This window comes from Salinactinospora qingdaonensis (assembly GCF_039539445.1).
In the GTDB taxonomy this organism is placed as follows: Bacteria; Actinomycetota; Actinomycetes; order Streptosporangiales; family Streptosporangiaceae; genus Salinactinospora; species Salinactinospora qingdaonensis.
Genome location: NZ_BAABDD010000009.1, coordinates 1 through 23,619 on the forward strand (window position 1 = coordinate 1; position 23,619 = coordinate 23,619).

Below are 23,619 nucleotides of genomic sequence, written 5' to 3' on the forward strand. Positions count from 1 at the left end.
TATCCTCTGATCTGCGCAGACGGCGGATCTCGGCCCAGTCCTCCACAGTGATCACCCCTCCGATGATCAACCGGGGTGGTCAGATTTCACGCGACGTCACGTGGTCAGTATTGGCGCGTCGCCGACAGGTGGTTGTGTTTGGCGGGATGGGAGAGTGCGTCGTTCGCTCGTGCCTCGATCGCTGCGCGATCTCAGCAGCCTGAGGGGGCGCGGTGGCTGGGGTGACATGAGAAGTGTGGGGGCGCGGTAGTTGAGGCGCCCGAAGGGGATGCGGTGGTTGAGGTGGCGCGAGACATACGGGCACACCGGAGGTGAGGGAGCATGAAACGAGGCCGGTGGCCGCCCGGGTGAAGGAACACTGCGCTAGGTCAGGACGCAACAAGCAGGCGACAACCTCCCCGGATACGGGGCCTGGTGAGCACACCCGCCCAAGGACAGGCGGCACCCCCTGCGGCAGACACTCCGAGAGGCGACACCAAGCTAGGCCCCCAGGCACCCCCTGCGGCAGCCCCGAGGGGCGGCGCCAGGCTAGGGCACCCGCTCCAGGCACAGTCCGGACTCCTGTGGGGCCGCGGCGCTATGGCACCCGCCCCAGGCACAGCTCACCCCTGGCTGCTGAGATCGCGAAGCGATCGAGGCACGAGCGACGGGAAACACCACACGTCTCCCTCAGCCCAAACCCACACAGCGCCGAAGGCCCGCACATGCGGGAATCGTCCCTCGCAGCACAAGCCCCACCCCAATGCGGGGTGGGGCTCCCCGCGCACGTGGGGATGGTCTGGGAGCCCCCAGGTTGTGCTGGGCGCGCTCGATGTGCTCCCCGTGCACGTGGGGATGGTCCTTAGCGCGGGGCTGTTGGGTGGTTGGTGGGGCTTGAGGTTAGGGAGTGCGGTTGCGTGGGGTGCGACGTGACCGTGTGTCAGGGATACCCCCACAGGTCCCTGAGTCCGGCCCGGGTTCCTGCCGGGAGCGCTCGAATCGTGGAGGGACCGCTGCGTACTGTGGCGGTATGAAACGTATTCTCCTGACCGCACTCATAGTCCTCGTTGCCTTTGTCGCTGGTGGTTGGTTGCTCGGCCTGCTGGGTGGGCTGTTCAAGTGGGCGCTGATCATCGGCGCCATCGCGCTCGGTATCGCGGCGTTCAACAAGTACCTCAAGCCCAAGCGCTGAGCCTCGACGGCTGCGGCGAAGCCCGGCGCGTCCTCACGTCCCCGTGGACCGTGCCCGGGGTGACGAGAATTCCAGTCGCGGCTTCGTTCGGCTGCGAGGGAACGTTGTCGTTTCCGGCGCCGTCGAATCGTTCGGTGAGATTTTGGCCTGAGGACAGGGCGGCGCCGGAGGCGACCGGCCCGTGCCGCTACCTCGTCGACTACCTCGGCAACGACGTCGGCGCCTTCGGCTTACGGCCGCGGCCGTCGCGTAAGGCTGCATCGCATGAGGCTGTTCGGGATCGCAGCGGGCCGCGCTGCCCGGCCCCACGGGCGCGGCGGCTCCCGAGCCTCCTTGAACCTCATGAGTGCACGGGCCCGCCGTCAGGTGGCGACCTCGGTCTCGGTCTCTTAGGGTGCCTTGAGCCGACAGCCAGGATGGAGATGTGGATGTTCGTCACCGCCGAAGAAACCACGACACCGTGACGGGGCGTTCGGCGCGGGCGTGGCGGCGGGCGGCCCGCAACCAGTCTCCCCGAGGGGCCGCGGTCTACGCTCAGCACCGTCGCCGGCTGCTCGCGGAGCTGACCGGAACCGTCCTTGAGATCGGCCCCGGGTTCGGCCCTAACGGCGCCTATTTTCCGTCCGCTGTCCGCTGGGTGGGTCTGGAACCCAATCCTTACCTGCACGAGCGGCTGCGCCGCACCGCCCGAGGGCCGGTGCTCAGCGGTGACGCACAGCACCTGCCGCTTGCCGACCACAGCGTGGACGCCGTCGTCGCCACCAGCGTGCTGTGCTCGATCCCCGACCAGGATCGGGTGCTGGCTGAGATCGTCCGCGTGCTGCGTCCCCAGGGGCGCTACGTGTTCCTGGAACACGTCGCCGCCCCGCGCGGAACCTGGTCGCAAGGAGCGCTGCGGCTGGTGGCGCCGCTCTCGCGCCGACTCGACGCCGGCTGCGACCCCACCCGCGAAACCGGGCGCGCTATCGAAACCGCCGGATTCGCCACGGTGGAGATGGAAGAGTTCCTGCTGCCCGCGCCGTTGGGAGTCAAGATTCCCCACATAAACGGGTGGGCCACCACCGCCGGCTAGGGGCCGCGCACGCGCCCCGAGTTTTCGGGTGCGCCTTGCCGAATGGTCACGCCGTGGGCCAAGGCGCACCGTCGCCATCGTTACCACAGCCGCACGTGCGTCCCGTCGCAGCGGTCGGCTGAGATGCAACCGCGCATGTCCATGCTGGGTATCCTCGTTTACAGTCCGTTTCGCCGTGCTGTGCCGAGGCGGGCCACCGAAAATCGTTATGGCTTGAGGCTGATCATCTGTGACTGACTCCCGTCCCGCCCGCCGTCCCAAGCGCCGTGGTCCGAAGCGTTCTGGCGGGCCGCCGGCGCCCAAGGACCCGGCGCGGCGGGTCGCCTACGACGTCTTGAGCGCTGTGGAGTCTCGGTCGGCCTACGCCAACCTGCTGCTTCCCTCGCTGCTGCGCGAGCGCGGGATCGCCGGTCGGGACGCCGCGCTGGCCACCGAGTTGACCTACGGTGCTTTGCGCATGCAGGGCACCTACGACGCGATCCTGGACGCCTGCGTCGACCGGTCGTTGCGCTCGGTCGACACCGCTGTGCTGCCGCTGCTGCGCATGGGTGCCCACCAGCTTCTCTCCACCAACATCCCCGACCATGCTGCCGTCAGCGCGACCGTGGATCTTGCGCGCCGCACGGTGGGCCAACACCGCGCGCGTTTCGCCAACGCGGTGCTGCGCCGCGTGAGCGCCCGCGACTTGGAAGCGTGGCTGGAGATCGTCGCGCCGCAAGCCGAAGCCGACCCCGTGGGTCATCTCGCGGTGTTGCACAGTCACCCGCGCTGGGTGATCGAGGCGTTCGCGGCGGCGCTGGGTGAGGAGATCACCGTCGACATGCCCGAGACGCGGCGGTTGTTGGCGGCCCACAACGAGCGTCCGCAGGTGACGCTGGCGGCCAAGCCGGGCCGGGCCGAGGTCGACGATCTGGTTGCCCAGGGGGCCGAGCGGGCGCGCTACTCGCCGTTCGCGGCCTACCTGCCCGAAGGGGACCCGGCCGCGTTGCCTGTGGTGCGCCAGCGCCGCGCCGGTGTGCAGGACGAGGCCAGCCAGTTGGTCACGTTGGCGCTGACGCGGGTGCGACTAAAAGGCGAGGACGCGCGGTGGCTGGATGCGTGCGCGGGGCCAGGAGGCAAGGCGACCCTGCTGGGGGGTTTGGCGGGCCAACGCGGCGCGCGCCTGCTGGCGGCCGAGCTTCAGCCCGCACGCGCCGGGCTCGTGGCCGGCGCGGTGGATCGCACCATCAACGACGCGGCGCGGGTGGTGGTCGCCGACTCCACGCGCCCGCCGTGGCGCGCTGGCGCATTCGACCGTGTGCTGGTGGACGCGCCCTGCACCGGTTTGGGGTCGCTGCGGCGCCGGCCGGAGTCGCGGTGGCGGCGTTCGGCCGAGAGCGTGCCCGAGCTGGTCGACGCCCAGCGTGCTCTGCTGCGCAGCGCGTTGGACTCCACCCGCCGGGGCGGGGTGGTGGCCTACGTGACCTGCTCGCCGCACCTGGCCGAGACCAGCGGCGTCGTGGAAGCGATCACGTCCGAGCGCGACGATGCGGTGGTGCTGCGCGCGGCTGACCACCTACCGGAGGTGCCCGACGTGGCTTCAGGGAACTTCCTGCAATTCTGGCCGCACCGCCACGGCACCGATGCCATGTTTCTGGCGCTGCTGCGTCGCCAGTGAGGCTCGTCGGCTCGCTGTGGCCGGTGAGCGGGGGCGCGATGGGTGGATGCTCGTGCCGGGTCTGTCCCTTGCGCGGCCGTTGCGCCGGCGGGCTCTAGACTCAGCGGTGTGGCCATCCAGATCTCACCCAGCATCCTTTCCGCCGACTTCGCGCGGCTGGCCGACGAGGCCGCCGTTGTCGCCTCCTCCGCCGACTGGCTGCACGTCGACGTCATGGACAACCATTTCGTACCCAACCTGACGTTGGGGCTGCCGGTGGTGGAATCGCTGCGCAAGGCGGCGGCTGTGCCGTTGGACTGCCATCTCATGATCGAAGACCCCGACCGGTGGGCTCCCGACTATGCCGAGGTGGGCGCCGGCAGTGTCACGATTCACGCCGAGGCGGCCAAGTCGCCGATCCGCACGTTGCGCACGATCCGCTCCGCCGGGGCGCGCGCGGGGTTGGCGTTGAACCCGGCCACGTCGGTCGATGTCTATGCCGACCTGCTCGCCGAGGTTGACATGCTGCTGGTGATGACGGTCGAGCCCGGGTTCGGCGGGCAGCCGTTTCTCGATTTGATGCTGCCCAAGATCCGTCGTGCCCGCGAGTTGATCTCCACCCGTGACACCGACGTGTGGCTCCAAGTCGATGGTGGTGTCAGTGACGAGACGATCGAGCGCTGTGCCGAGGCCGGCGCCGACGTGTTCGTGGCGGGCTCGGCGGTGTACAAATCCGCTGATCCGGCTGCGGCCGTCGACGCGCTGCGGGCGCAGGCCCAGCGGGTGACCGCTGTCGGCGTTTGAGGGGATTCCAGGGAGTTCGAGGCAGGCCGGGCCTCTTTTTCAGCGGTTGGCCGTTGGGTCGCTGAAGAGGAGGCCCGGCGTGTGTTTGGCCGTCACACCGTCGAACAACATCGACCGCAGGTGCGCGGTTGGGGGAGTCGAATGTGTGGGAGGGTGACTGTCCTCCTTAGTTACTGATTGGTAAGCTCGCGGGTCACTGTGACGGCGATCTCATTGGCGCCGTACGCGACGGTGACTGCGCGAGGTGCGGTAATGGATGCGATCTGGGGCGCCGAAACCGGGATCATCGCCGGGATTCAGGCCATCGGCGACTGGCTCACACTCCCGGCCACAGCGGTCTCGGCCCTGGGCGGCGAACTGTTCTACCTGGCAGCGCTCCCCCTGCTGCTGTGGTGTGTCAACGCCGGCCTCGGAGCGCGGCTGTCGGTGTTCTTGACGGCCGGCGCCGCGGTCAACGCACTGTGCACGATCCTCGCCCACGCGCCGCGCCCCTACTGGTACAGCGTTCGGGTGCAGCCACTAGCCATGGCCACGACCTTCGGCCTGCCCACAGCCCAAGCCCAACTCCCCGTCACCCTCTGGGGCTACCTCGCGCTCAAGACCCGGTGGCGCTGGGCGGTGCCGGCAGCGCTGGCCGCCGCCATCCTCATCGCCTTCTCCGGTGTCTACCTGGGCACACACTTCCTCACCGCGGTCCTGGCCGGCATGGCGCTCGGCGTGGCAGCGCTATGGCTGATCCTGCGCTACGAGACAACGGTCCTGGCGTGGTGGCGCGGGCGCGCCCTGCGCGCACAGGTGGGACTAGCGCTGGCCGCCTCGCTGCTGGCGCCGCTGGCGGCCGTGGCCTGGCAAACGGTGGTCCATAGCCAATGGAGCGCGCCCCAGGCGTGGACCGGCGGCATCCCGCCGGAGGTCACCGCCGCCTCGATGGAGCGCGTGTTCCTGGTGGCCGGAGCCATGTTCGGGGCGCTGGCCGGCCTTTCCGTGCTGGCGGCGCGCGGCTGGTACAGCGCCGCGGGCTCCCTCGTCTCCCGAGCAGCCCGCTATGTGATAGGTATCACGATCCTGGTGCTGTTCTTGGTGGCCTTCCAAATGACCGTGCCCGACACGCAGGGAATCTTGACGCCGATCCGCGACTACCTCTGCTACGCCGTGGTCGCGGGATGGATCTCGCTGGGGGCGCCGGAGCTGTTCATCGCCCTCAAACTCGCCCAGCGCCCGGCGGAAACCCACCCGAGCCCACCGCCCACACCCCAGCAGGCTCCCCCCTCCTGAACAGCCCGAACGCCGGCGGGGCGTGCCCGCTGCCCCCGGTGACGCCCTGGCTTCTCCCCGAATGCTCGCTTTCGAGCCGGCGGCTCGCGAAAACCACCCCCACCCTGTTCCGGGAATAGCCCGTCATGGCAAACTTGTTTCCGCACACATTGTGAAACCGCGTGCTCCGGGGTCGGTGAAAGTCCGAACCGGCGGTGACAGTCCGCGACCCGGCCGAAGCCATCGGCCGGTTGAACCGGTGAAATTCCGGTACCGACGGTGAAAGTCCGGATGGGAGGCAGCGCGCGTGGAACCGGCCCCTGGCCGTCGTGGCACGACCGGTTCCTGGCGGCAGGAGCCGCCTAGCCACATCCCCGGAGCCTGACCAGGTAAAGGGGATGGTTCCGCCGTGTTCACCGGAATCGTAGAGGAGCTGGGCGAGGTCACCGCGATCACGCCCGTCGGCGATAGCCCCGGCGAGGCAGCGCGGATCACGATCCACGCGCCCACCGTCACCTCCGATCTCGCCCACGGAGACTCAGTCGCGGTCGAGGGCGTCTGCGTCACCGTCACCGACATCTCCGGCGCCAGCTTCAGCGCCGACGTTATGAAGGAAACGCTCGACCGCTCCCACCTCGGCGCGCTCCAGCCCGGCACACCGGTCAACCTCGAACGCGCCGCCCACGTCTCCGCCCGCATCGGCGGGCACATCGTGCAGGGCCACGTCGACGGCATCGGCCACATCATCGAACGCACCCCCGGCACCGAGTGGGAGAGCGTCCGCATCGCGCTGCCCGCGCACCTGTCCCGCTACGTCGTCGAGAAGGGCTCCATCGCCGTCGACGGCATCAGCCTCACCGTGGCCGCCCTCGACGCCGACTCCTTCACCGTCGGCCTCATCCCCACCACGCTCGACCGCACCACCCTGGGACGCAAGGAGCCCGGCGCCGCCCTCAACCTTGAGGTCGACGTCCTCGCCAAATACGTCGAACGCCTCATCGGTGACCGTTCGCAGGTCGCGTCATGAGCCCCGCCGTCCCCAGCAGCACCATATTCCAAGGAGCGCACATGCACATCGCCGCGGTGGACCGCACCGACGACCCCATCGGACCCGTCGCGCTCGACGACATCGAAGACGCGATCACCGACATCGCGGCCGGCCGCCCCGTCGTCGTGGTCGACGACGCCGACCGGGAGAACGAGGGCGACCTCATCTTCGCGGCCGAAGCGGCGACCCCGGAACTGCTCGCGTTCATGATCCGCTACACCTCCGGTGTCATCTGCGTCCCCATGCTCGGCGAGGACCTCGACCGGCTCAACCTTCCGCTGATGACGGTGGGCAACGAAGAAAGCATGCGCACCGCCTACACGGTCACCGTCGACGCCCGCCACGGAGTGACCACGGGCATCTCCGCAGCCGACCGCGCACGCACGATCCGGCTCCTCGGCGACACGGCCACCACCGCCGGCGACCTCGTGCGCCCCGGCCACGTGCTGCCGCTGCGCTACCGCTCCGGCGGCGTGCTCACCCGCCGCGGCCACACCGAAGCCGCCGTCGACATGGCGCGCCTAGCCGGCAGGGGCAGCGCGGGCGTCCTCGCCGAAATCGTCAACGACGACGGCACGATGGCACGGCTACCCCGACTGCGCACCTTCGCCGACGCCCACGGCCTCAAACTCGTCTCCATCGAACAGCTCGTCGAATACCGGCGCCGCACCGAAACCCTCGTCGAGCGCGTCGTCGAAACCCGCATGCCCAACCGCTACGGCGAATGGCGCGCCGTGGGCTACCAGGGCACCCTCGACGGCGCCGAACACGTCGCACTCGTCTACGGCGACATCGGCGACGGACGCGACATCACAGTCCGACTGCACTCCGAATGCCTAACCGGGGATGCGTTCGGCTCGCACCGCTGCGACTGCGGCGCCCAACTCGACGCAGCGATGGCCCGCATCGCCGAGGAAGGCCGCGGCGTCGTGGTCTACATGCGCGGCCACGAAGGACGCGGAATCGGGCTGCTGCACAAGCTGCGCGCCTACCGCCTGCAAGACGCCGGCGCCGACACCGTCGACGCCAACCTCGAACTGGGGCTGCCCGCCGACGCCCGCGAATTCAGCGCCGGCGCCCACATCCTCACCGACCTGGGCATCACCTCGGTCAAACTGCTCAGCAACAACCCCCACAAATCCGAAGACCTGACCAGCCACGGCATCTCCGTGGCCGAGCGCCTCGCCGTGCCCACCGCCATCACCACCGACAACCTGCGCTACCTGCAAACCAAGCGCGACCGTCTCGGCCACGACATCCCCAGCGGCGTCGCCGCCACCTGACACCCCACCCCGGCAGCACGCCGCCGGGGCAGCCATACCAGCCGTCGCACCCCACAGTCGCAATCCACAGTGAGGAGGGCGGCGCCCCAGCCAGTGGCCCCGGGGCGCCGGACAAGCCAGATGAGCGGATCAGGACGCCCCGACGACCTCTCCGTAGAGGCCACGGGCTTGACGTTGGGAATCGTCGCGACCCGGTGGAACGCCGACATCGTCGACACGATGCTGGACCGCGCGCTGGCGGCGGCCAAGGAAGCCGGGACCGAGCCGCCCACGGTCGTGCGCGTGGCCGGGGCCATCGAACTGCCGGTCGTGGCCCAAGAGTTGGCCCGCTCCCACGACGCGGTCGTCGCCTTGGGCGCCGTCATCCGAGGCGGGACACCCCACTTCGACTACGTGTGCCAGTCCGTCACCCACGGGCTCACCGAGATCGCGCTCACCGAGTCCAAGCCCGTGGGTAACGGCGTGCTCACCTGCGACACCCTGGAGCAGGCCCGCGACCGCTCAGGACGGCCCGGCAGCCACGAAGACAAAGGACGCGAAGCCACCCTCGCCGCCCTAGACGCCGCCACGGTGCTGCACAGGCTGCGCTCCGGGTAACGTAGCCCTTTCGTTGAGCGAGCCCGGCCGGCTCGCACGAGCACGGAGGCGCGCCGCGTAAGGCAGCCCGAGCCGCAGGGAGTGTCGGCCGGCCGCAGCAGACAGCAGTAAGAAACAGCAGGGGGCGGGCAGGGCACGCGGACCTAACAGTGCTGCTAGGTTCCCGGAGTGGCGGGGGCTGCTCGCCGTCCGTCGACACAAGGCATGGCCTAGCGCGCCACCGTCGTCCCGACGCCGCAAGGCGCTGCCGCGTCGGCCGGGGGTCGTCTTATGCTTCACCCCGGCGCCGGCGGTACTGTCCCCAGCGGCCACGTGGGCGGCTTCCCCGCCAGGAGTTGCGATCCCTCCCCGGTCGTCATGGCCGGGCATCCCGGAAAGGCAGTCGGTGAACAATCAGGCGGTGCCGCGGCTACCGGTGACCTGGCGACCCCGCAACATGCGCGTGGTCGGCTACGGGCTGGCCGTGCTGTGCATGGCGACCATGGTCACTCTCGCCATCATCCTGCCCGAGACGTGGCGACTCCAAGACCGGCTGGGTCTGGTCTTCCTCGGGCTCCTCCTCGTCGGCGGGCTGTACCTACTCACCCGCCCCAAGGTCGTCGTGGCCGAGAGTAGCGTCACCGTGGTCAACGTCATCCGCACCTACGTGCTGGAATGGGCCGAAATCATCGACGTGCGCATGCCCGTAGGCGAACCCTGGCCCACCGTCGACCTCGCCGACGGCTCCACCCTCGCCGTGATGGGCATTCAAAGCAACGACGGCGCCCTCGCCCGATCCTGCCTCGCCCAATTCCGCGCCCTCCTCCACGAACGAGGCGAAGCTCAGGAGCCGGGAGACAACGGCCCCTCCTGAGCAGGCCCGAGTCTTTTGGGGAGACCAGAAGCCGTCTCCCGCCGCTCGTGTCTCGATCGCTCCGCGATCTCGACAGCCAAAGGTGGGCTGTGCCTGGGGTAGCTGCCAACAGCCTGGCGCCGCCCCCGAGAAACCATCACCCGCCGCTGTGCATCCCGAGCTACCGTCACCGCCCTTCACCCCGGTGACCGCCCGCATCGCTTCATCTCAACCTCTGCGTCCCCTCAGGCTGCCGAGATCGCGCAGCGATCGAGGCACGAGCGAACGACGCACCCTCCCAATCCCCGCACGCGCGGGGAGCACGAGGTGGGGTGAAGCGATGCAGGGACGCAGAGGGGACCATCCCCGCACGCGCGGGGAGCACTTTGGGGACAACGGTGGGCTCTTCGAGGTAGGTGGGACCATCCCCGCACGCGCGGGGAGCACCGAGCGGGAGCCGGTGGAGGCCGCCCAGGTCTAGGACCATCCCCGCACGCGCGGGGAGCACCGTGCTCTGAGCACGGTGACGAGTGTCAGCACGGGACCATCCCCGCACGCGCGGGGAGCACAGCCCGGTCGTGCGTCTAGCTCTGCGGGAGCTGGGACCATCCCCGCACGCGCGGGGAGCACGCCACCTGACATGGAGATCACGTAATCAACTAGGGACCATCCCCGCACGCGCGGGGAGTACAGTGGTGACCGGCGGGTGAATATCGCGCTGGTGGGACCATCCCCGCACGCGCGGGGAGCACCTCAGAGCGACGTGTGGTCGGCTCAGGCAGCCAGGACCATCCCCGCACGCGCGGGGAGCACAATCATCCGGTCCAAGGTGCGCCGCCAGAATCGGGACCATCCCCGCACGCGCGGGGAGCACTTTGGGGACAACGGTGGGCTCTTCGAGGTAGGTGGGACCATCCCCGCACGCGCGGGGAGCACTGCATCAGGAATGCCTCGATATGATTCGAGGCAGGACCATCCCCGCACGCGCGGGGAGCACCGCCGGCCCCTCTCACCGACACGGCCCCCCACGGGACCATCCCCGCACGCGCGGGGAGCACCACCGACCTGCTTTGACCTGCTCTCGCCCCCTGGGACCATCCCCGCACGCGCGGGGAGCACCGGTCGCCCCTGCCGGTACTGGCGGCAGGTGTCGGGACCATCCCCGCACGCGCGGGGAGCACTCGTTTTTGGGGGCGCACCGTCCAGCGCCCCCGGGACCATCCCCGCACGCGCGGGGAGCACCCCCCCCGTGAGCAGGGCGTTTTTCGCCGAATCGGGACCATCCCCGCACGCGCGGGGAGCACCCTCGTTGACCTGCGACGCTATCGGCGGTGGGTGGCTGTTTTGACCACTTGTTGAGAATCGGGCAAATGGCCTATTTTCCGCAAAGTTCGCAAGGGTGTTGATTGGTGGCGCACGTCCCGCAGTGTAGCCGTGATGCCGGACCCGTGCGGGTGGTTTGGGGCAAGGGCTCCAATCGTGCTGGCCGGCGGCGGAGTAGGTGCCACGTCGGTACCCGTTCCCTTGGGCTGCTGGCGGCAACGGGAGGCAGCGAGGGTCGGCTGGTGGTTGGGCGGCTCGGGCGTCGAGGCCGCCTCGCTGGGGCGGCTGGCGGCGACGAGGGGCGGCGAAGGTAGCCGGGATGAGGAAACGGGTGTCGGTGCCGTCCTCACGGGGGCTGCGGTAACGAGCAACAGCGAGGGGTGGTGGTGGCTGGGCAGGCACCCGGTCGGTGCTGCTGGTTGGGGCGTGGGGCGGGTGACGTGGAGCAGCGAGGGCGAGCGGTGGCCGAGGTGGCACCGGGTTGGTTCCGGTGAGTGGGGGCTTCGATGGGGGATAGGCGGGCTGGGGAGCAAGATCGCCGCGAAAGGTGTCCGCTCGGCGATCCTCGGCCGCGAGAATCGCCTAACGGGCGCCCCTCGTCGTGATCATGGCAACGCTGAGCACACTCATTGGCTATTTGCTGCCCGTTTTGAAATGTTATGTCGTTTTTCTGATTGGCGAGAATGTTTGTTCTCGCGTGGTTTTCTCGCATTCTGGACATTCGTGTCGCTGCTGCGAGGTGCTATGGGAGGGTTTGTCGCTTTTGTGGCGCCGTTTTTGTTGGGTGGCTGCGCCCAGTGTTGCGCTCCCCGCGACACTGGGCGCGGTCCGTGTTCATTCTGCCTTCCCGCGTCTCATTGAGTGAGACGCGGGAAGATGTGTCCCCTCCGCTGCACCTGCTTCAAAGCAGGCCGCACCCGAGAGGCCACCCCTACCCGGCTGCTCGTCCTCGCTGCCCCTCGTTGCCATCAGGACCTCCAGCGCACAGCACCGACACTCAGAGCTCCCGCTGAGGCGGCGGTTGTTCTGGCGTGCGGCGCGGCGTGGGGTTGGGGGTGAGGGGACGCATGTCCATCCGGGGATCGTGCCGGGCATCAGCACCACCGTGGGGTGGGGGCGAGGAAGGGCATAGGCGTTTCCCGTCGCTCGTACCTCGATCGCTCCGCGATCTCGGCAGCTCAGGGGTGGGGTCGTGCTTGGGGTGGGTGCCATAACCTGCCGCCACTCCAGAGAGGCCGCAGCCTGCCATGGGGCAGCTTGTCTGGAGCGGGTGCCGTGGCCGGGTGCTCCCCCATTAGCTTTTAGGGAGTTCCGCAAGGGAACTCCCGGCCTTTGGCCCTGCATGACTTGTCCCCCTGTCGTCCATGATCTGGGGGTGGTGTCCTCGGGACCGAAGGCACCGCCAGACCGCTGATAGAAGCACGATCCGCCCCCATGGGCAGGATCTTCGTAATGTGGATGACGGCAGACGGTGCCCGCTGCGGCCGGGAACAGCACAGATAGGCACCCCACCATGATGGGCACCCCCGAGAGGGCGCCACCCTCGCTAGGGGCGGTGTCTGGGGCCGGGGCGCAGCTTGGTGCCATGCCTCGGGGAGGGGCATCCCCGTTGCTGCGTCCCGAGCGACAGCGACATTCCTTCCCCGGTGGCCGCCTGCACCATTTGAGGGCACCTCAACCGGCGACCTCGCCGACATGGTCGAGGAGGCCGCCGCTGATGGCCGCCCTCGTCAGTGGCGGTCACCTCAACCACCGCGCCCCCTCAGGCTGCCGAGATCGCGGAGCGATCGAGGCACGAGCGAACGACGTACCTCCCACCTCCCCCAACTACCCCCGCGCGGAAAAGCACCGGACGAGCACACCGAGGGAGGGCTCGGCAGGGCCACTCCCGTGCGCGCCGAGAGCACGCGGGGACGGACCTGCACGGTATTGGGGTCATGGTCGCCACTCCCGTGCGCGCGCAGAGCCCGCCTACACCGTCGCCCACGCCTCCCGGGCACTCGGGCCACTCCCGTGCGTGCGGAGAGCACTGCGGCGACACCAGCCTCCGCTGCTAGCCCGCCGCGCCACCCCCGCGTGCGGAGAGCGCTGGGGGTGTGGGAAGTGCGCGGCCCCCGCCAGCACGCGCCACCCCCGCGTGTGGACAGCGCTGGGCGCGCGCCAAAGCGCGCCGCTCCACCAACCTGCGCCACCCCCGCGCGGAGAGCGCTGCTTTCATGCCACCGACTCTGTAGCACCAAGGGATTGGGGATCGAGGACCATCCCCCGCCCGAGGCTCCCCTACCGACCCCTGCCGACGCCGGACCATCTGGGGTGAGTCGGTCCATCTCCGCCTGCGGGGCAGCACGGGAGGCGCGTGCAGGTTCCTGTGCAAACTATGTGCAACGTCTCACCCGCCGTTTGCGTCCAATGGGACATGAACCTTCGTGACTTTTCCGCCAGTTCCAAGTCGAAGATGTCCGTCTCGACGGTGCGCGGGTCTCGCTCGGTGGCCCGGCGGCGGCGCCGGGGCGGTGGCAAAGCCCCGACGACTGAGGGGCGCTCACGGGGCCGCGACCGTTCACGGCCGTTAGCACCCGCCAGCGGCCCGGCAGGGGAGCGGTCGGGCGCGCTTCGCCTCGCCCACCGGCGCGCCCTCGTGGAGCGGCGAGCCTCCGCGCCGTCCACGGTGGCCCGCCCGCTCGACAGCAGCGAGCTCCCCCGGGCCGCGACGACTGAGGACGTCCCCGAAAGGCGAGCCGTGAAGGACAACCGTACCCCGCGATCCCGTATGGACCAGGTGGCCGGGCTGATCTGGTGCGTAGTCACCATCCTGGCCGCCCTCTCGATCTTCTTCTCTTGACCGATGCTTCGTGCCCACGGCGAGGCGGGCGGCCGGTGGCCGCATAGCACCGCGCCACCCCGCTTCACCGTCGGCGCAGCCACTCCACACCGCGCCCGATCCGACCGAGAATGTTGGCAGTGCATCGGCCGATTAGTGGGCATAGTGTGATGAGGGACGTTTTTCTGGCCCGCGGGTCGGAAAACGTCACCACCCACGGCGGAGACCACGCAGGCCGCCAGCGGCGCCGTCTGGGCAAGCCCTCGGGCCGCAGCGCTGTCCGTAGCCGGTGCCACGGTCGGCGCCCTCCGCCGCCTCCGCGTTGCGCGCGAAAGGAGGGATCGGCGCCGCGTCTGTCCGGCCGGCATGCCGCACACTCATGAGCACCACCACTCGCGCAGCCCACGCCGACATCACCACGCCGGAGGACCTTGCCGCGCTGCTCGACCAGCGCGACTACCTCGCCGACGACGGTGTGGCCACCGCCTGCTTCCTCGCCCTGCGCATGGGGCGTCCCCTGTTTCTCGAAGGCGACGCCGGCGTGGGTAAGACCGAACTCGCCAAAGCACTCGCCGGCGCCCTCGGCGGGCCGTTCATCCGGTTGCAGTGCTACGAGGGCATCGACGCCGCCCAAGCGCTCTACGACTGGGACTATCCGCGCCAACTGCTGCACCTGCGCGCCGCCCAGGTGGCCGGGGCCGCCGACACCGCGCAACTGGAGTCGGGGCTGTACGACCGCCGGTTCCTGCTGGCCCGCCCCCTGCTGCGCGCCCTGGAGGCCGGCGACGGCGCGCGGGGCGTGCTGCTGATCGACGAGATCGACCGCGCCGACGACGAGTTCGAGGCGTTCCTACTGGAATTCCTCTCCGACTTCACTATCTCCATCCCCGAATTGGGTACCGTGCGGGCCACCACCCCACCCGTGGTGGTCCTCACCTCCAACCGCACCCGCGAGGTCCACGACGCGCTCAAGCGCCGCTGCCTCTACCACTGGATGGCCCACCCTGAGTTCGACCGGGAGGCCGCCATCATCCGCCGCCGCCTTCCCGAGGCCACAAGCCGGCTGGTCGAGGAGGTCACCGCCGCGGTGCAACAGTTGCGCGACCCGGTCGACCCTGGGGCCGACCTGCTCAAACCGCCCGGTATCGCCGAGAGTATCGACTGGACGGCGGCCCTCATGGCGCTGGGCGCCAGGGAGTTGTCACCCGAGAACGCGGCGCGCACGCTGGGGGCGCTGGTCAAGCACCGGGAGGATCACGAGAGCGTCAGCCGGCGCCTCTCGGCGCTCCTCAACGGGCACGAGGCGACGAGGTAACCACGATGGCCAGCACGCTCCAGCCTCGCGAGGTCACCGAGACGATGCTCGGGTTCGTGCGGACGCTGCGCGCGGCGGGGGTGGCCGCCGACACCGGCCGGGCGCAGGCGTTCTTCGCCGCGTTGGACACCCTCGACGTGACCGACCCGGCCCGCGTGTACTGGGCCGGTCGGGTCACGCTGTGCTCTGCCGCGGCCGACCTGGAGCACTACGACGCCTGCTTCGCCCACTACTTCTCGGCCCATCCGTTCCGGTCGGGCCGCTCTCCCGCGCCGTTTGCCGTGTCCAGGCCGGCGGTGTGGCCCGCCGCCGGCCGGCGCGACAGCGGCGGCGACGTCGCCGCCGAGGAGCACGCCGCCGCGGCCAGCGACGTCGAGGTGCTGCGTTCGCGCGACATCGCGACGTTGACGGTCGAAGAGCGCGCCGAGGTGGCTCGCCTGCTGGCCGCGCTGGCCACCCACCGGCCGCGTCGGCGCACCCGCCGCACCGCCCCGGCCCGGCACGGCCGGCTCGACCGGGCGCGCACCATCCGCGCCTCGCTGGCGCATGGGGGTGAGCCGCTGCGGCTGCTGCGCCGCGACCGCGCCACCCGCCCGCGCCGGGTCGTGCTGCTGGTCGATATCAGCGGCTCCATGTCGCCCTATGCCGACGCGCTGCTGCGGCTGGCCCACGCGCTGGCGCGGGGCCACCCCGGCAGCACCGAAGTGTTCAGTGTGGGCACCCGGCTCACCCGGTTGAGCCGGGAGATGCGGCTGCGCGACCCCGACGCCGCGTTGCGCGCCGCCGGGTCGGCGATCCCCGACTGGAGCGGCGGCACCCGGTTGGGGACCGAACTCAAAGAGTTCCTGGACAGCCACGGCCAGCGGGGGATGGCGCGCGGCGCTTTGGTGCTCATCGCCTCCGATGGTTGGGAGCGCGGCGACGTGTCCCTGCTGGGGGCACAGATGGCGCGGCTGGGGCGGCTGGCGTACCGCGTCGTCTGGGTCAATCCCCACAAGGCGCAGCCTGGCTACCAGCCGTTGGCGGCTGGCATGCGGGCGGCGCTACCCCACATCGACGATTTCGTCTCCGGGCACAGCCTGGACGCTTTGGAGCGGCTCGCCACCGTGGTCACCGGCGGCCGGGCCGATCGTGCCAGGGAAGGAGCGCCCCGTGCGTGACATCCGTGCAGCCGTCGCCGACCTCTACGCTTCCGGCGAGACGTTCGCGCTCGCCACAGTCATCGACACCTACCGCAGTTCTCCCCGGGAGGCCGGGGCGGCGATGGCGGTCACCCCTTCGGGAGAGGTGATCGGCAGCGTCTCCGGCGGGTGCGTGGAGGGCGCTGTCTACGAGTTGAGCCAGGAGGTCATCCGCACCGGCCAGCCGGTGCGCGAGCGCTACGGCGTCAGCGACGACGACGCCTTCGCCGTGGGGTTGACCTGCGGTGGAGTCCTGCATGTCCTGGTGGAGCCGATCGACGCCGCCCGCTACCCGCAGTTGGGCACGGTCCTGGCCGCCATCGAGGAGCACCGGCCGGTGGCGGTGGCCACCGTGGTGGCTGGTCCCGGCCGTTTCGGGGCCCGCCGCGTCATCGGGGCCGAGGACGCCGCGGGGGAGTTGGGGTCGGCGCGGTTGGAGGCCGCTGTCGACGACGATGCCCGCGGCATGCTCGCCCAGGGCCGCACCGGGGTGCTGCGCTATGGCGCGCACGGCCAGCGTCGCGGTGACGAGTTGGAGGTGTTCGTGCAGGCGTTCGCGCCGGCGGCGCGCATGCTGGTCTTCGGGGCCATCGACTTCGCCGCCGCGGTCGCCCAGATCGGCTCCTACCTGGGCTATCGGGTCACGGTCTGTGACGCTCGGCCGGTGTTTGCCACTTCCAAGCGTTTCCCCGGCGCCGACGAGGTCATCGTCAAGTGGCCGCACGTGTTCCTCACCGAGATCGCCGCGGAACTCGACGAGCGCACCGCGATCTGCGTGCTCACCCATGACCCCAAGTTCGACGTGCCGGTGCTGGAGGCGGCGCTGCGTACTCGCGCCGGCTACATCGGGGCGATGGGCAGCCGCCGCACCCACGACGAGCGCATGGCGCGGTTGCGTGAGATCGGAATCGCCGAGGAGGATCTTTCTCGGCTACGCTCGCCCATAGGTCTGGAGCTGGGGGCGCGCACCCCAGAGGAGACGGCGGTGTCGATCGCGGCCGAGTTGATCCAGACCCGCTGGGGCGGCAGCGGCCGGCCGCTGTCCGAAACGCGGGGGCGTATCCACAACGACCCGCTGACCTCCCCGGCGGCGGTCACTCCGTCGGCGGCTGAGACCGCACCCCGGTGAGGGGACGGCCGGAATCGGCCATCGTGGTGTTGCTGGGGGCGCCGGCCTCGCCACGGGCAGGCCGCATGGCATCATCGCGCTCTAAACACCTCCCCGGCCGGTGGGTCGGGGATATCCGCCCTCGCAGGTCGAGCCGGTGTTCGCGCCCGACCCGCCCCGAAGGCCGCACGCTCCTTATCCCCACGCGATCGCGAAGTAGGGAGGACGGCGTTTCCCCCGCCTGCCCACGGGTGGGGCCGTACGCCAAGACAGCAGATGACGACACGGGAACACGACGGCGGCACCGACGCCGTCGCGGGACTGCTGCTGGCCGCGGGTGCTGGAATGCGCCTGGGCCGGCCGAAAGCGACGGTCGAGCTCGCCGGAGAGCGGCTGGTCGACCGCGGGGTGCGCGTGCTGCGCGATGGGGGGTGCGCTCCGCTCTACGTGGTGACCGGTGCGGGCGAGGTGACGGTCTCGGGCGCGGTGCAGGTGCGCAACGCCGACTGGGACAGCGGCCTTGGGTCGTCCCTGCGGGCCGGGCTGGCGGCCCTGCCCGCCGAGGCGGGCGCAGTGCTCGTGGCGCTGGTGGACCAGCCGCTGGTCACCGCCGCGGCCGTGGCCCGGCTGCTGTGCGCCTACTACAGCGGTGCCGGCGCCGCCGCGGCCACCTACGGTGGCAACCTGCGTAACCCGGTTTTGCTGGGGCGCGAGCACTGGCCCAGCGTGTGCGCGCTGGCCGAGGGTGACGTGGGGGCGCGTCCGTTCCTCAACGCCTACTCTCACCTGGTGACCACGGTGCCCTGTGACGACGTCGCCAGCGCCGAGGACATCGACACCCCTGAGGACCTCGCGCGGATGCGTAAGCTGCTGGCCTCGCCCAAGACCACGCCCAAGACCACCTTGTGAGTCGTGTGGGTCCGCGCCGCGGTCGTCTCAGCCGGTGGTGGCTAGGCGACGGATGCCGTGGCGCGAGCGGGTGGACTCGCCGGGGGCGAGCACGGTCAGGTCGGTTCCTGAGACGAAGGCGTTGGGTGGGCACGTCATCGGCTCGACCGCCAGTTGGCCGCGCTGGTGGTCGGGGGGCAGCGTGTCGGAGGTGAACACCTGGAGCCACGGGTAGGAATCGTCGGCCCACATAGCCACGGCGAAGGACTCCTCGGAGAGCACTGTCCAGGTCAGGCCTTCGGAGTCGCGGCGCAGCCCGGTGAAGGCGGTGTCCAAGACGGTGGGGCCGATACGCCGGGCCGTGAGGAAGTCGCGTTCGCTGCCCTCGACCGATTTCGGTGCTCCAGCCGGCAGCAGCCGCTCGTTGGTGGGCAGGTACTCTTCGCCGGGTAGCGCCAGGGTGGCGTTGTCCAGCCGGGTGCCCAGGGTCAGGTAGGGGTGGCTGCTCACGCCGTAGGGGGCCGGCCGTTCGCCCGTGTTGCGCGCGGCGATCTCGACGGTGAGACCGGTGTCGGCGTCGAGGTCATAGCTCACCGTCATGGCGAGGTTAAAGGGGTAGCCGGGGGTGTCGGCGAGGTGCAGCGACAGGTCTGCGTGGCTGGGGCTCACCGTGGTCGGCGTCCATGTGTGGGAGTAGACCAGGCCGTGGATGGCGTTGTTGCGCGCGGCCTCGTTGATGTCGAGTTGGTGGTCGACCCCGTCGAAGAGGTAGCGGCCGTCCTCGATGCGGTTGGGCCAGGGGGCCAGGATTTGGCCTTGGAAGGCAGTGGGGCCGTGGTCGGGAGCGTAGCTCCATACGATGTCCCGGTCGCCGAAGGTGAGCTGTTGCAGGGCAGCGCCCCGCTGGTCGATCACCGCCCGGTAGTCTCCGGCGGTGAGTTCGATCCCACCCGCTCTTTCGGTCGCGGTCGTTGCCTCAAGAGTGCTCATGCGTTTACTGCCATCCCGCCAACTGTGACACTGCCGTCAGAATACCGACGGTAGTTGCTTACTAAACTGGTAGCAGCATAATGGGCCGCAATCGGACATAATTCACGTAGTGTATGTGTGGAGTTATGACCAGTGAGTAACATACGGCGTCGGGCTGGGCGTCTTCCCCGCCGTGGGGCCGGAGGTGTCCGCGTCTACCCCGTGATCAGGCTCAGCGGGATGAGAACCCCCATAGCCAGGTAAAATAGTCCGCTGGCCAGTACGCGCACCCCGGTCAGGGCCGTACCGATGATCGCGAGACGCCGCGCCACGAGTTGGCTGCGCGCCTTGCGGCGCCGGTTGGCCGCGGTGTGGCCCAGCAGCACCAGCGCCACCGCGAGCAGCACCGGGAACCACCAGACCACCCCCACCCCGCCCGGCACGAGCCCCATCACGCTGGCAGCGGCCCCCGCCACCGCGCTGACCAGCCCACTCTGGCCGAAGGTCTCGACGCCTTGCAAAGCTGAAGCCATCCACGGCTGGTTGCTGTAGAGGCCTTGGGCGTGCCACAGCCACTGGCCGGCGCCGTCGAGCAGCGCCACCCCCGCGGCCGGGTAGGCGAAGCGCCGGCACCGCCCGGCACGCATCGCGCGCTGCAACCGCCGCATGCCGCGTTCGACCCGGTCGCGTTCGCGTCCCGGTTCGTCTTGGCCGCGCCAGCGCCACCTTCCCTCCCTCGGCGCCTGCTCGCCCGGGCCGCCGGCGTCACGGTCGCGGCGAGGCCACCGGGAGCGCACCCCCTCCCACCCCTGGGAGACGGCGCCGTTGGCCCGTTGCCAACGGCTGCGCCACCGCTGCCGGGTCGCCGCGCGCCGCTGCTCGCGTTCCACGGCGCCGGCCCGTGCGGCGCTGGGCAGCAGCAGTACGGCCGTGACGATCGCGGCCGGGGTGGCGATCTCACCCTGGCCGACCGTGCCCCGCAGCCCGGCGCGGCGCTGCTCCAGCCACCACTGACTGCGGGGAGCGGTGCTGCGCTGGGCGGGGTGCCATGACTGGGCGCGCAGCATCCGGCGGTAGCGTCCGGGCGCTTCGGGGTCGAGGACCAGTTCGGTCGCGTTGGCCCAGGCCACGTTCCACTCGTGTTGACCGGGCCAGACGACGCTTCCGTCACCCGCGCGCACCAGCCGGTCGACCTCGGCGGCCACGCGCCGCATCACCAGCGGAACCTCGTGCTGGACCCGCTCCAGCAGCGCGCACCGGTTGGTGCCCTCGGCCTGGCACGTGGGGTGGGTGCACCAGTGCCGCGCGGCCAGCCCGAGCGCGCCCAGCTCGATCGCCTCCCGCAGCGCCTCGTAGCGGCTGCTGTCGCCGGTGGCCAACGCGAGCACGCCGGCCGCGGTGACCTCGTGGCCGCGGTAGCGCGGCACCATCCCCGGGACGAACCGGGCGGCCAACGCGCTGATGGCGAGGTGTGCCTGGTCGGGGTGGTCGCGTAGCCGGGTCAGGTAGGAGCGGTCGAAGGTGTAGTCGTTGACCTCGCGATCCAGCCAGGTGCGCAGTTCAGGCCAGTGGGTGCGCAGCCACAGCGCGCCGGTCTCGGAGCGGTCGAGCAGGTCGAAGGCGAGGCTGGGCGGATCGTCGTGGGAGACGTCGCCGAAGCGGATGGGAGCGTGGCGGCGGGCCTTGACCACCTTCGGTTTCTCCCCGGCCAGCCACGCCGTGACCTCGCGGTAGCCCCACCGCGACTCGGGCACCGGTGCCAGCAGTCCCCGAGCCAGCAGCCGCCAGTGCCCGTCGGGCACGGCGGAGACGTCGATCTCGCTGGAGCGTGCACTCAGCCAGTTCTCGCCGCGCGCGGGGCGGCGACCGGTCACCAGCTCGTGGACGATCACCCCCAGCGACCACCACGCGGCGGGGGCCTCGCGTCGGCCCTCCACGACCTCGGGCGCGGCGTAGTCCTCAGTGATGGCCAGCCCCCCGTAGACACGGCTCATCGTGGCCCGCACCGCGCCGCCGAAGTCGGTCAGCGCGAACACCGGCGGGTCGAGGCTGCGGACGAGCAGGTTCTCCGGTTTGACGTCGGTGTGGTTGTGCTGCAACGAGTCCTGCCAGTAGTGCAGGCACTCGGCGACGGCCGCCACGATGGCCCCAGCCCGATCTTGGGGCAGTGGGGCCTGTTCCATCAGGGTGCGCAGCGACCCGGCGGCGAAGTACTCTTGGGCCTCCCACGCCAGGGTCTCGCCCCACGAGCTGCGGGCATGGCCGTAGCCGTGGATGGCCGGGGTGTGGGGGGAGCTCTCGCCGCGGGCACGCAACCGCTCCAGCAGTTCGCGGTTGAGGTCGTGCCCGGGCCGGTAAATCTTCAGCGCCACCTGGCGGTTGCCCGCCGGCGCGGCCCCGGCCGCGGGCTCGGCGAGGTAGACGACCGCCTCGCCGCCGGAGCCGATGTGGTCGACGACGGTGTAGTGGCGGCGGACCTCGGCCGGAACCGTGTATTCAAAGTAGTCGAGTTCGCCGCCGGGGTCGGCCAAGATCCGTCCCGCCAGGCGGCCCATCTGGTTCAGCGGCTTTGCCACGACGCGCCGCCACCGGGCGGGGGCCGCACCACGCGCCCCGGGGGCGTCGACGCGCGTGGGAGAGGAAGGCTGCGCCGGCAGGGTGGCGGTGCGCTCGGCGGGGGAGGGCGACCGGCCACGCGGGGCAAAGAACGCGGTCAGCCGGCGCGTGGCGGCGCGCGTCGCCGTGATCCGGGTGGTGGGGGCCGCCGGATCGGTGGACTCGTCGTGTGAGGGGAGGGGAGCGGTGGGGTCGGGCGGTTCGGGCGTGACCATCGTGATAACCGACGTCTTTCGGCTGCGGTCCGTTCCAGCTAACACGGCTGTCGTGGACGGGGCGTTCGCTGCTTTCCAGCCTAGATCGTCGCCGAGTACTGGTGGAGACGGTCGGCAACCTTCCCCAGTCCGGCACCGCTTTGGGCGGGCCAGTATTGCCCGGGTGCGACCGGCTTCGTTAGCTTAACTCGGTGGCCGCCACTCCTGCGGGGGCTGCCACGTCCACGCGAGGGAAAGGACGAACATGGCCGACTCCGGTGGTCCCTTGGCCGGCATCGTGGTCGTGGACCTCTCCAGGGCGCTGGCGGGACCGCACGCCGCGATGCTCTTGGGTGACCTCGGCGCCCGCGTCATCAAAGTCGAGCAGACCGGGACCGGCGACGACACGCGCTGGTGGGGGCCGCCGTTCGCCGGCACCGGCCAGGAACAGGTCAGTACCTACTTTCTCTCGTGCAACCGCAACAAAGAGTCCATCGAGCTGGACCTGAAGTCCGCGGACGGCCGGGAGCAGCTCACTCGGCTCGTGCGTGCCTGCGACGTGCTGGTGGAGAACTTCCGCGCGGGGGTGCTTGATCGGCTGGGGTTTGGCGTCGAACGCCTGCACCAGCTCAATGCGCGCCTGGTGATCTGCTCCATCACCGGTTTCGGTCACGACGGCCCCGAAGGGGGCCGCGCCGGCTACGACCAGATCGCCCAAGGGGAGGCCGGGCTGATGAGTATGACCGGCCCCGACCCGGAGCACCCCACCAAGGTGGGGGTGCCCATCGGCGACCTGCTGGCCGGCATCCACGGCGCCTACGGCACGCTCAGCGCCCTCTACGAGCGTGAGCGCACCGGCCGGGGGCGGGTAGTGCGCACCTCGCTGCTGTCCTCTTTGGTGTCCACCCACGCGTTCCAAGGCACGCGCTGGACGGTGGCCGGGCAGATTCCCCGCGCCGCGGGCAACCACCACCCCTCCATCGCCCCCTACGGCGCGTTTTCCTGCGCCGATGGCACGTTGCAGGTGGCGGTGGCCAGCCAGAGCCAGTGGGAGCGGTTCGCCGCGCTGCTGGGCCTGGACCCCGCCGATGCGCGGTTCGCCGACAATGCCGAGCGGGTGGCCCACCGCGACGAACTCATCGCCGAGATCGAGGCCGTTTTACGCTCGGCCGGGCGCGATACCTGGCTGGCCGAAATCAGCGGCATCGGGGTGCCCTGTGGCGCCATCCGCACCCTTGACCAGGTTTATGACTGGGAGCAGACCCGCTCGCAGGGGCTCGTGTTGTCGGTGGAGCACCCGCAGTGGGGCCCGATCGAGTTGCCCGGGCCGCCGGTGCGCTTCGACCCGCGGCCCGGCGACGCCGCCGAGGACCGGAGCGAGCACCTGCCGCCGCCCGCTCTAGGGGAGCACAGCTCCGCCATTCGGGCCTGGCTCGACGAGCTCGACGCCGACCAGGAGTAACGCTACGGCGCGCCGGCGGCCCGGCGGTGGAGGAGCCGGCGCTAG

Annotated in this window: 16 protein-coding genes, 1 CRISPR repeat array and 1 riboswitch; of the genes, 14 read left to right on the forward strand and 2 right to left on the reverse strand. The window is 70.4% G+C overall.

Translation table 11 applies throughout. From position 1 onward, the window contains the following. Nucleotides 1-1,009: 1,009 nt before the first annotated feature. From ABD848_RS11375 to ABD848_RS11435, 13 genes are all read left to right on the forward strand, one after another. The gene (locus ABD848_RS11375; protein ID WP_344970762.1) at nt 1,010-1,171 is read left to right on the forward strand and encodes a hypothetical protein; all 162 of its coding nucleotides are present in this window, start codon (nt 1,010-1,012) and stop codon (nt 1,169-1,171) included. A gap of 424 nt (nt 1,172-1,595) precedes the next feature. Next, nucleotides 1,596-2,243, forward strand: coding sequence for a class I SAM-dependent methyltransferase (locus ABD848_RS11380; RefSeq protein WP_344970764.1), 648 nt, complete (start codon nt 1,596-1,598; stop codon nt 2,241-2,243). A gap of 229 nt (nt 2,244-2,472) precedes the next feature. Beyond that, the gene (locus tag ABD848_RS11385) at nt 2,473-3,900 is read left to right on the forward strand and encodes an RsmB/NOP family class I SAM-dependent RNA methyltransferase (RefSeq protein WP_344970767.1); all 1,428 of its coding nucleotides are present in this window, start codon (nt 2,473-2,475) and stop codon (nt 3,898-3,900) included. Between the two features lie 108 nt (nt 3,901-4,008). Then, nucleotides 4,009-4,683, forward strand: coding sequence for a ribulose-phosphate 3-epimerase (rpe, locus tag ABD848_RS11390; RefSeq protein WP_344970769.1), 675 nt, complete (start codon nt 4,009-4,011; stop codon nt 4,681-4,683). A 252-nt stretch (nt 4,684-4,935) separates the two neighbouring features. Further along, nucleotides 4,936-5,958: a phosphatase PAP2 family protein gene (locus ABD848_RS11395; RefSeq protein WP_344970771.1), complete on the forward strand. Its 1,023-nt coding sequence runs from the start codon at nt 4,936-4,938 to the stop codon at nt 5,956-5,958. Nucleotides 5,959-6,115: 157 nt separating this feature from the next. Further along, a riboswitch (FMN riboswitch) is annotated at nt 6,116-6,246 on the forward strand. A gap of 100 nt (nt 6,247-6,346) precedes the next feature. Continuing rightward, entirely contained in the window at nt 6,347-6,964 is a 618-nt protein-coding gene (locus ABD848_RS11400) for a riboflavin synthase (protein WP_344970774.1), read from the forward strand. Nucleotides 6,965-7,005: 41 nt separating this feature from the next. After that, nucleotides 7,006-8,268 carry a bifunctional 3,4-dihydroxy-2-butanone-4-phosphate synthase/GTP cyclohydrolase II gene (locus tag ABD848_RS11405; RefSeq protein WP_344970777.1) on the forward strand — a complete coding sequence of 421 codons (1,263 nt, stop codon included), beginning with the start codon at nt 7,006-7,008 and terminating at the stop codon, nt 8,266-8,268. Between the two features lie 120 nt (nt 8,269-8,388). Further along, entirely contained in the window at nt 8,389-8,865 is a 477-nt protein-coding gene (gene ribH / locus ABD848_RS11410; RefSeq protein ID WP_344970779.1) for a 6,7-dimethyl-8-ribityllumazine synthase, read from the forward strand. A gap of 436 nt (nt 8,866-9,301) precedes the next feature. Next, nucleotides 9,302-9,718 carry a PH domain-containing protein gene (locus ABD848_RS11415; protein WP_344971147.1) on the forward strand — a complete coding sequence of 139 codons (417 nt, stop codon included), beginning with the start codon at nt 9,302-9,304 and terminating at the stop codon, nt 9,716-9,718. Between the two features lie 275 nt (nt 9,719-9,993). Next, a CRISPR array of direct repeats spans nt 9,994-11,001; the repeat unit is 28 nt; unit sequence GGACCATCCCCGCACGCGCGGGGAGCAC. Between the two features lie 3,219 nt (nt 11,002-14,220). After that, nucleotides 14,221-15,156 carry an AAA family ATPase gene (locus ABD848_RS11420; protein WP_344970783.1) on the forward strand — a complete coding sequence of 312 codons (936 nt, stop codon included), beginning with the start codon at nt 14,221-14,223 and terminating at the stop codon, nt 15,154-15,156. A gap of 5 nt (nt 15,157-15,161) precedes the next feature. Continuing rightward, the gene (locus tag ABD848_RS11425; RefSeq protein ID WP_344970787.1) at nt 15,162-16,316 is read left to right on the forward strand and encodes a vWA domain-containing protein; all 1,155 of its coding nucleotides are present in this window, start codon (nt 15,162-15,164) and stop codon (nt 16,314-16,316) included. Then, nucleotides 16,309-17,466 carry an XdhC family protein gene (locus ABD848_RS11430; RefSeq protein ID WP_344970789.1) on the forward strand — a complete coding sequence of 386 codons (1,158 nt, stop codon included), beginning with the start codon at nt 16,309-16,311 and terminating at the stop codon, nt 17,464-17,466. Before ABD848_RS11425 ends, ABD848_RS11430 begins: the two co-directional genes overlap by 8 nt. Before the next feature lie 255 nt (nt 17,467-17,721). After that, on the forward strand, nt 17,722-18,354 hold the full coding sequence (locus tag ABD848_RS11435; RefSeq protein ID WP_344970792.1) for a nucleotidyltransferase family protein: 633 nt from the start codon (nt 17,722-17,724) through the stop codon (nt 18,352-18,354). A 27-nt stretch (nt 18,355-18,381) separates the two neighbouring features. On the opposite strand, the gene ABD848_RS11440 is transcribed toward ABD848_RS11435, so the two are convergent. Beyond that, nucleotides 18,382-19,323 (reverse strand): aldose 1-epimerase family protein, encoded by a 942-nt coding sequence (locus ABD848_RS11440; RefSeq protein ID WP_344970794.1) that lies wholly within the window; start codon nt 19,321-19,323, stop codon nt 18,382-18,384. 194 nt (nt 19,324-19,517) lie between these two features. Further along, the gene (locus ABD848_RS11445; protein WP_344970796.1) at nt 19,518-22,133 is read right to left on the reverse strand and encodes a protein kinase domain-containing protein; all 2,616 of its coding nucleotides are present in this window, start codon (nt 22,131-22,133) and stop codon (nt 19,518-19,520) included. Between the two features lie 244 nt (nt 22,134-22,377). Between ABD848_RS11445 and ABD848_RS11450 the strand changes: the two genes are divergently transcribed. Continuing rightward, the gene (locus ABD848_RS11450) at nt 22,378-23,574 is read left to right on the forward strand and encodes a CaiB/BaiF CoA transferase family protein (protein ID WP_344970799.1); all 1,197 of its coding nucleotides are present in this window, start codon (nt 22,378-22,380) and stop codon (nt 23,572-23,574) included. The last annotated feature ends 45 nt before the right edge of the window (nt 23,575-23,619 follow it).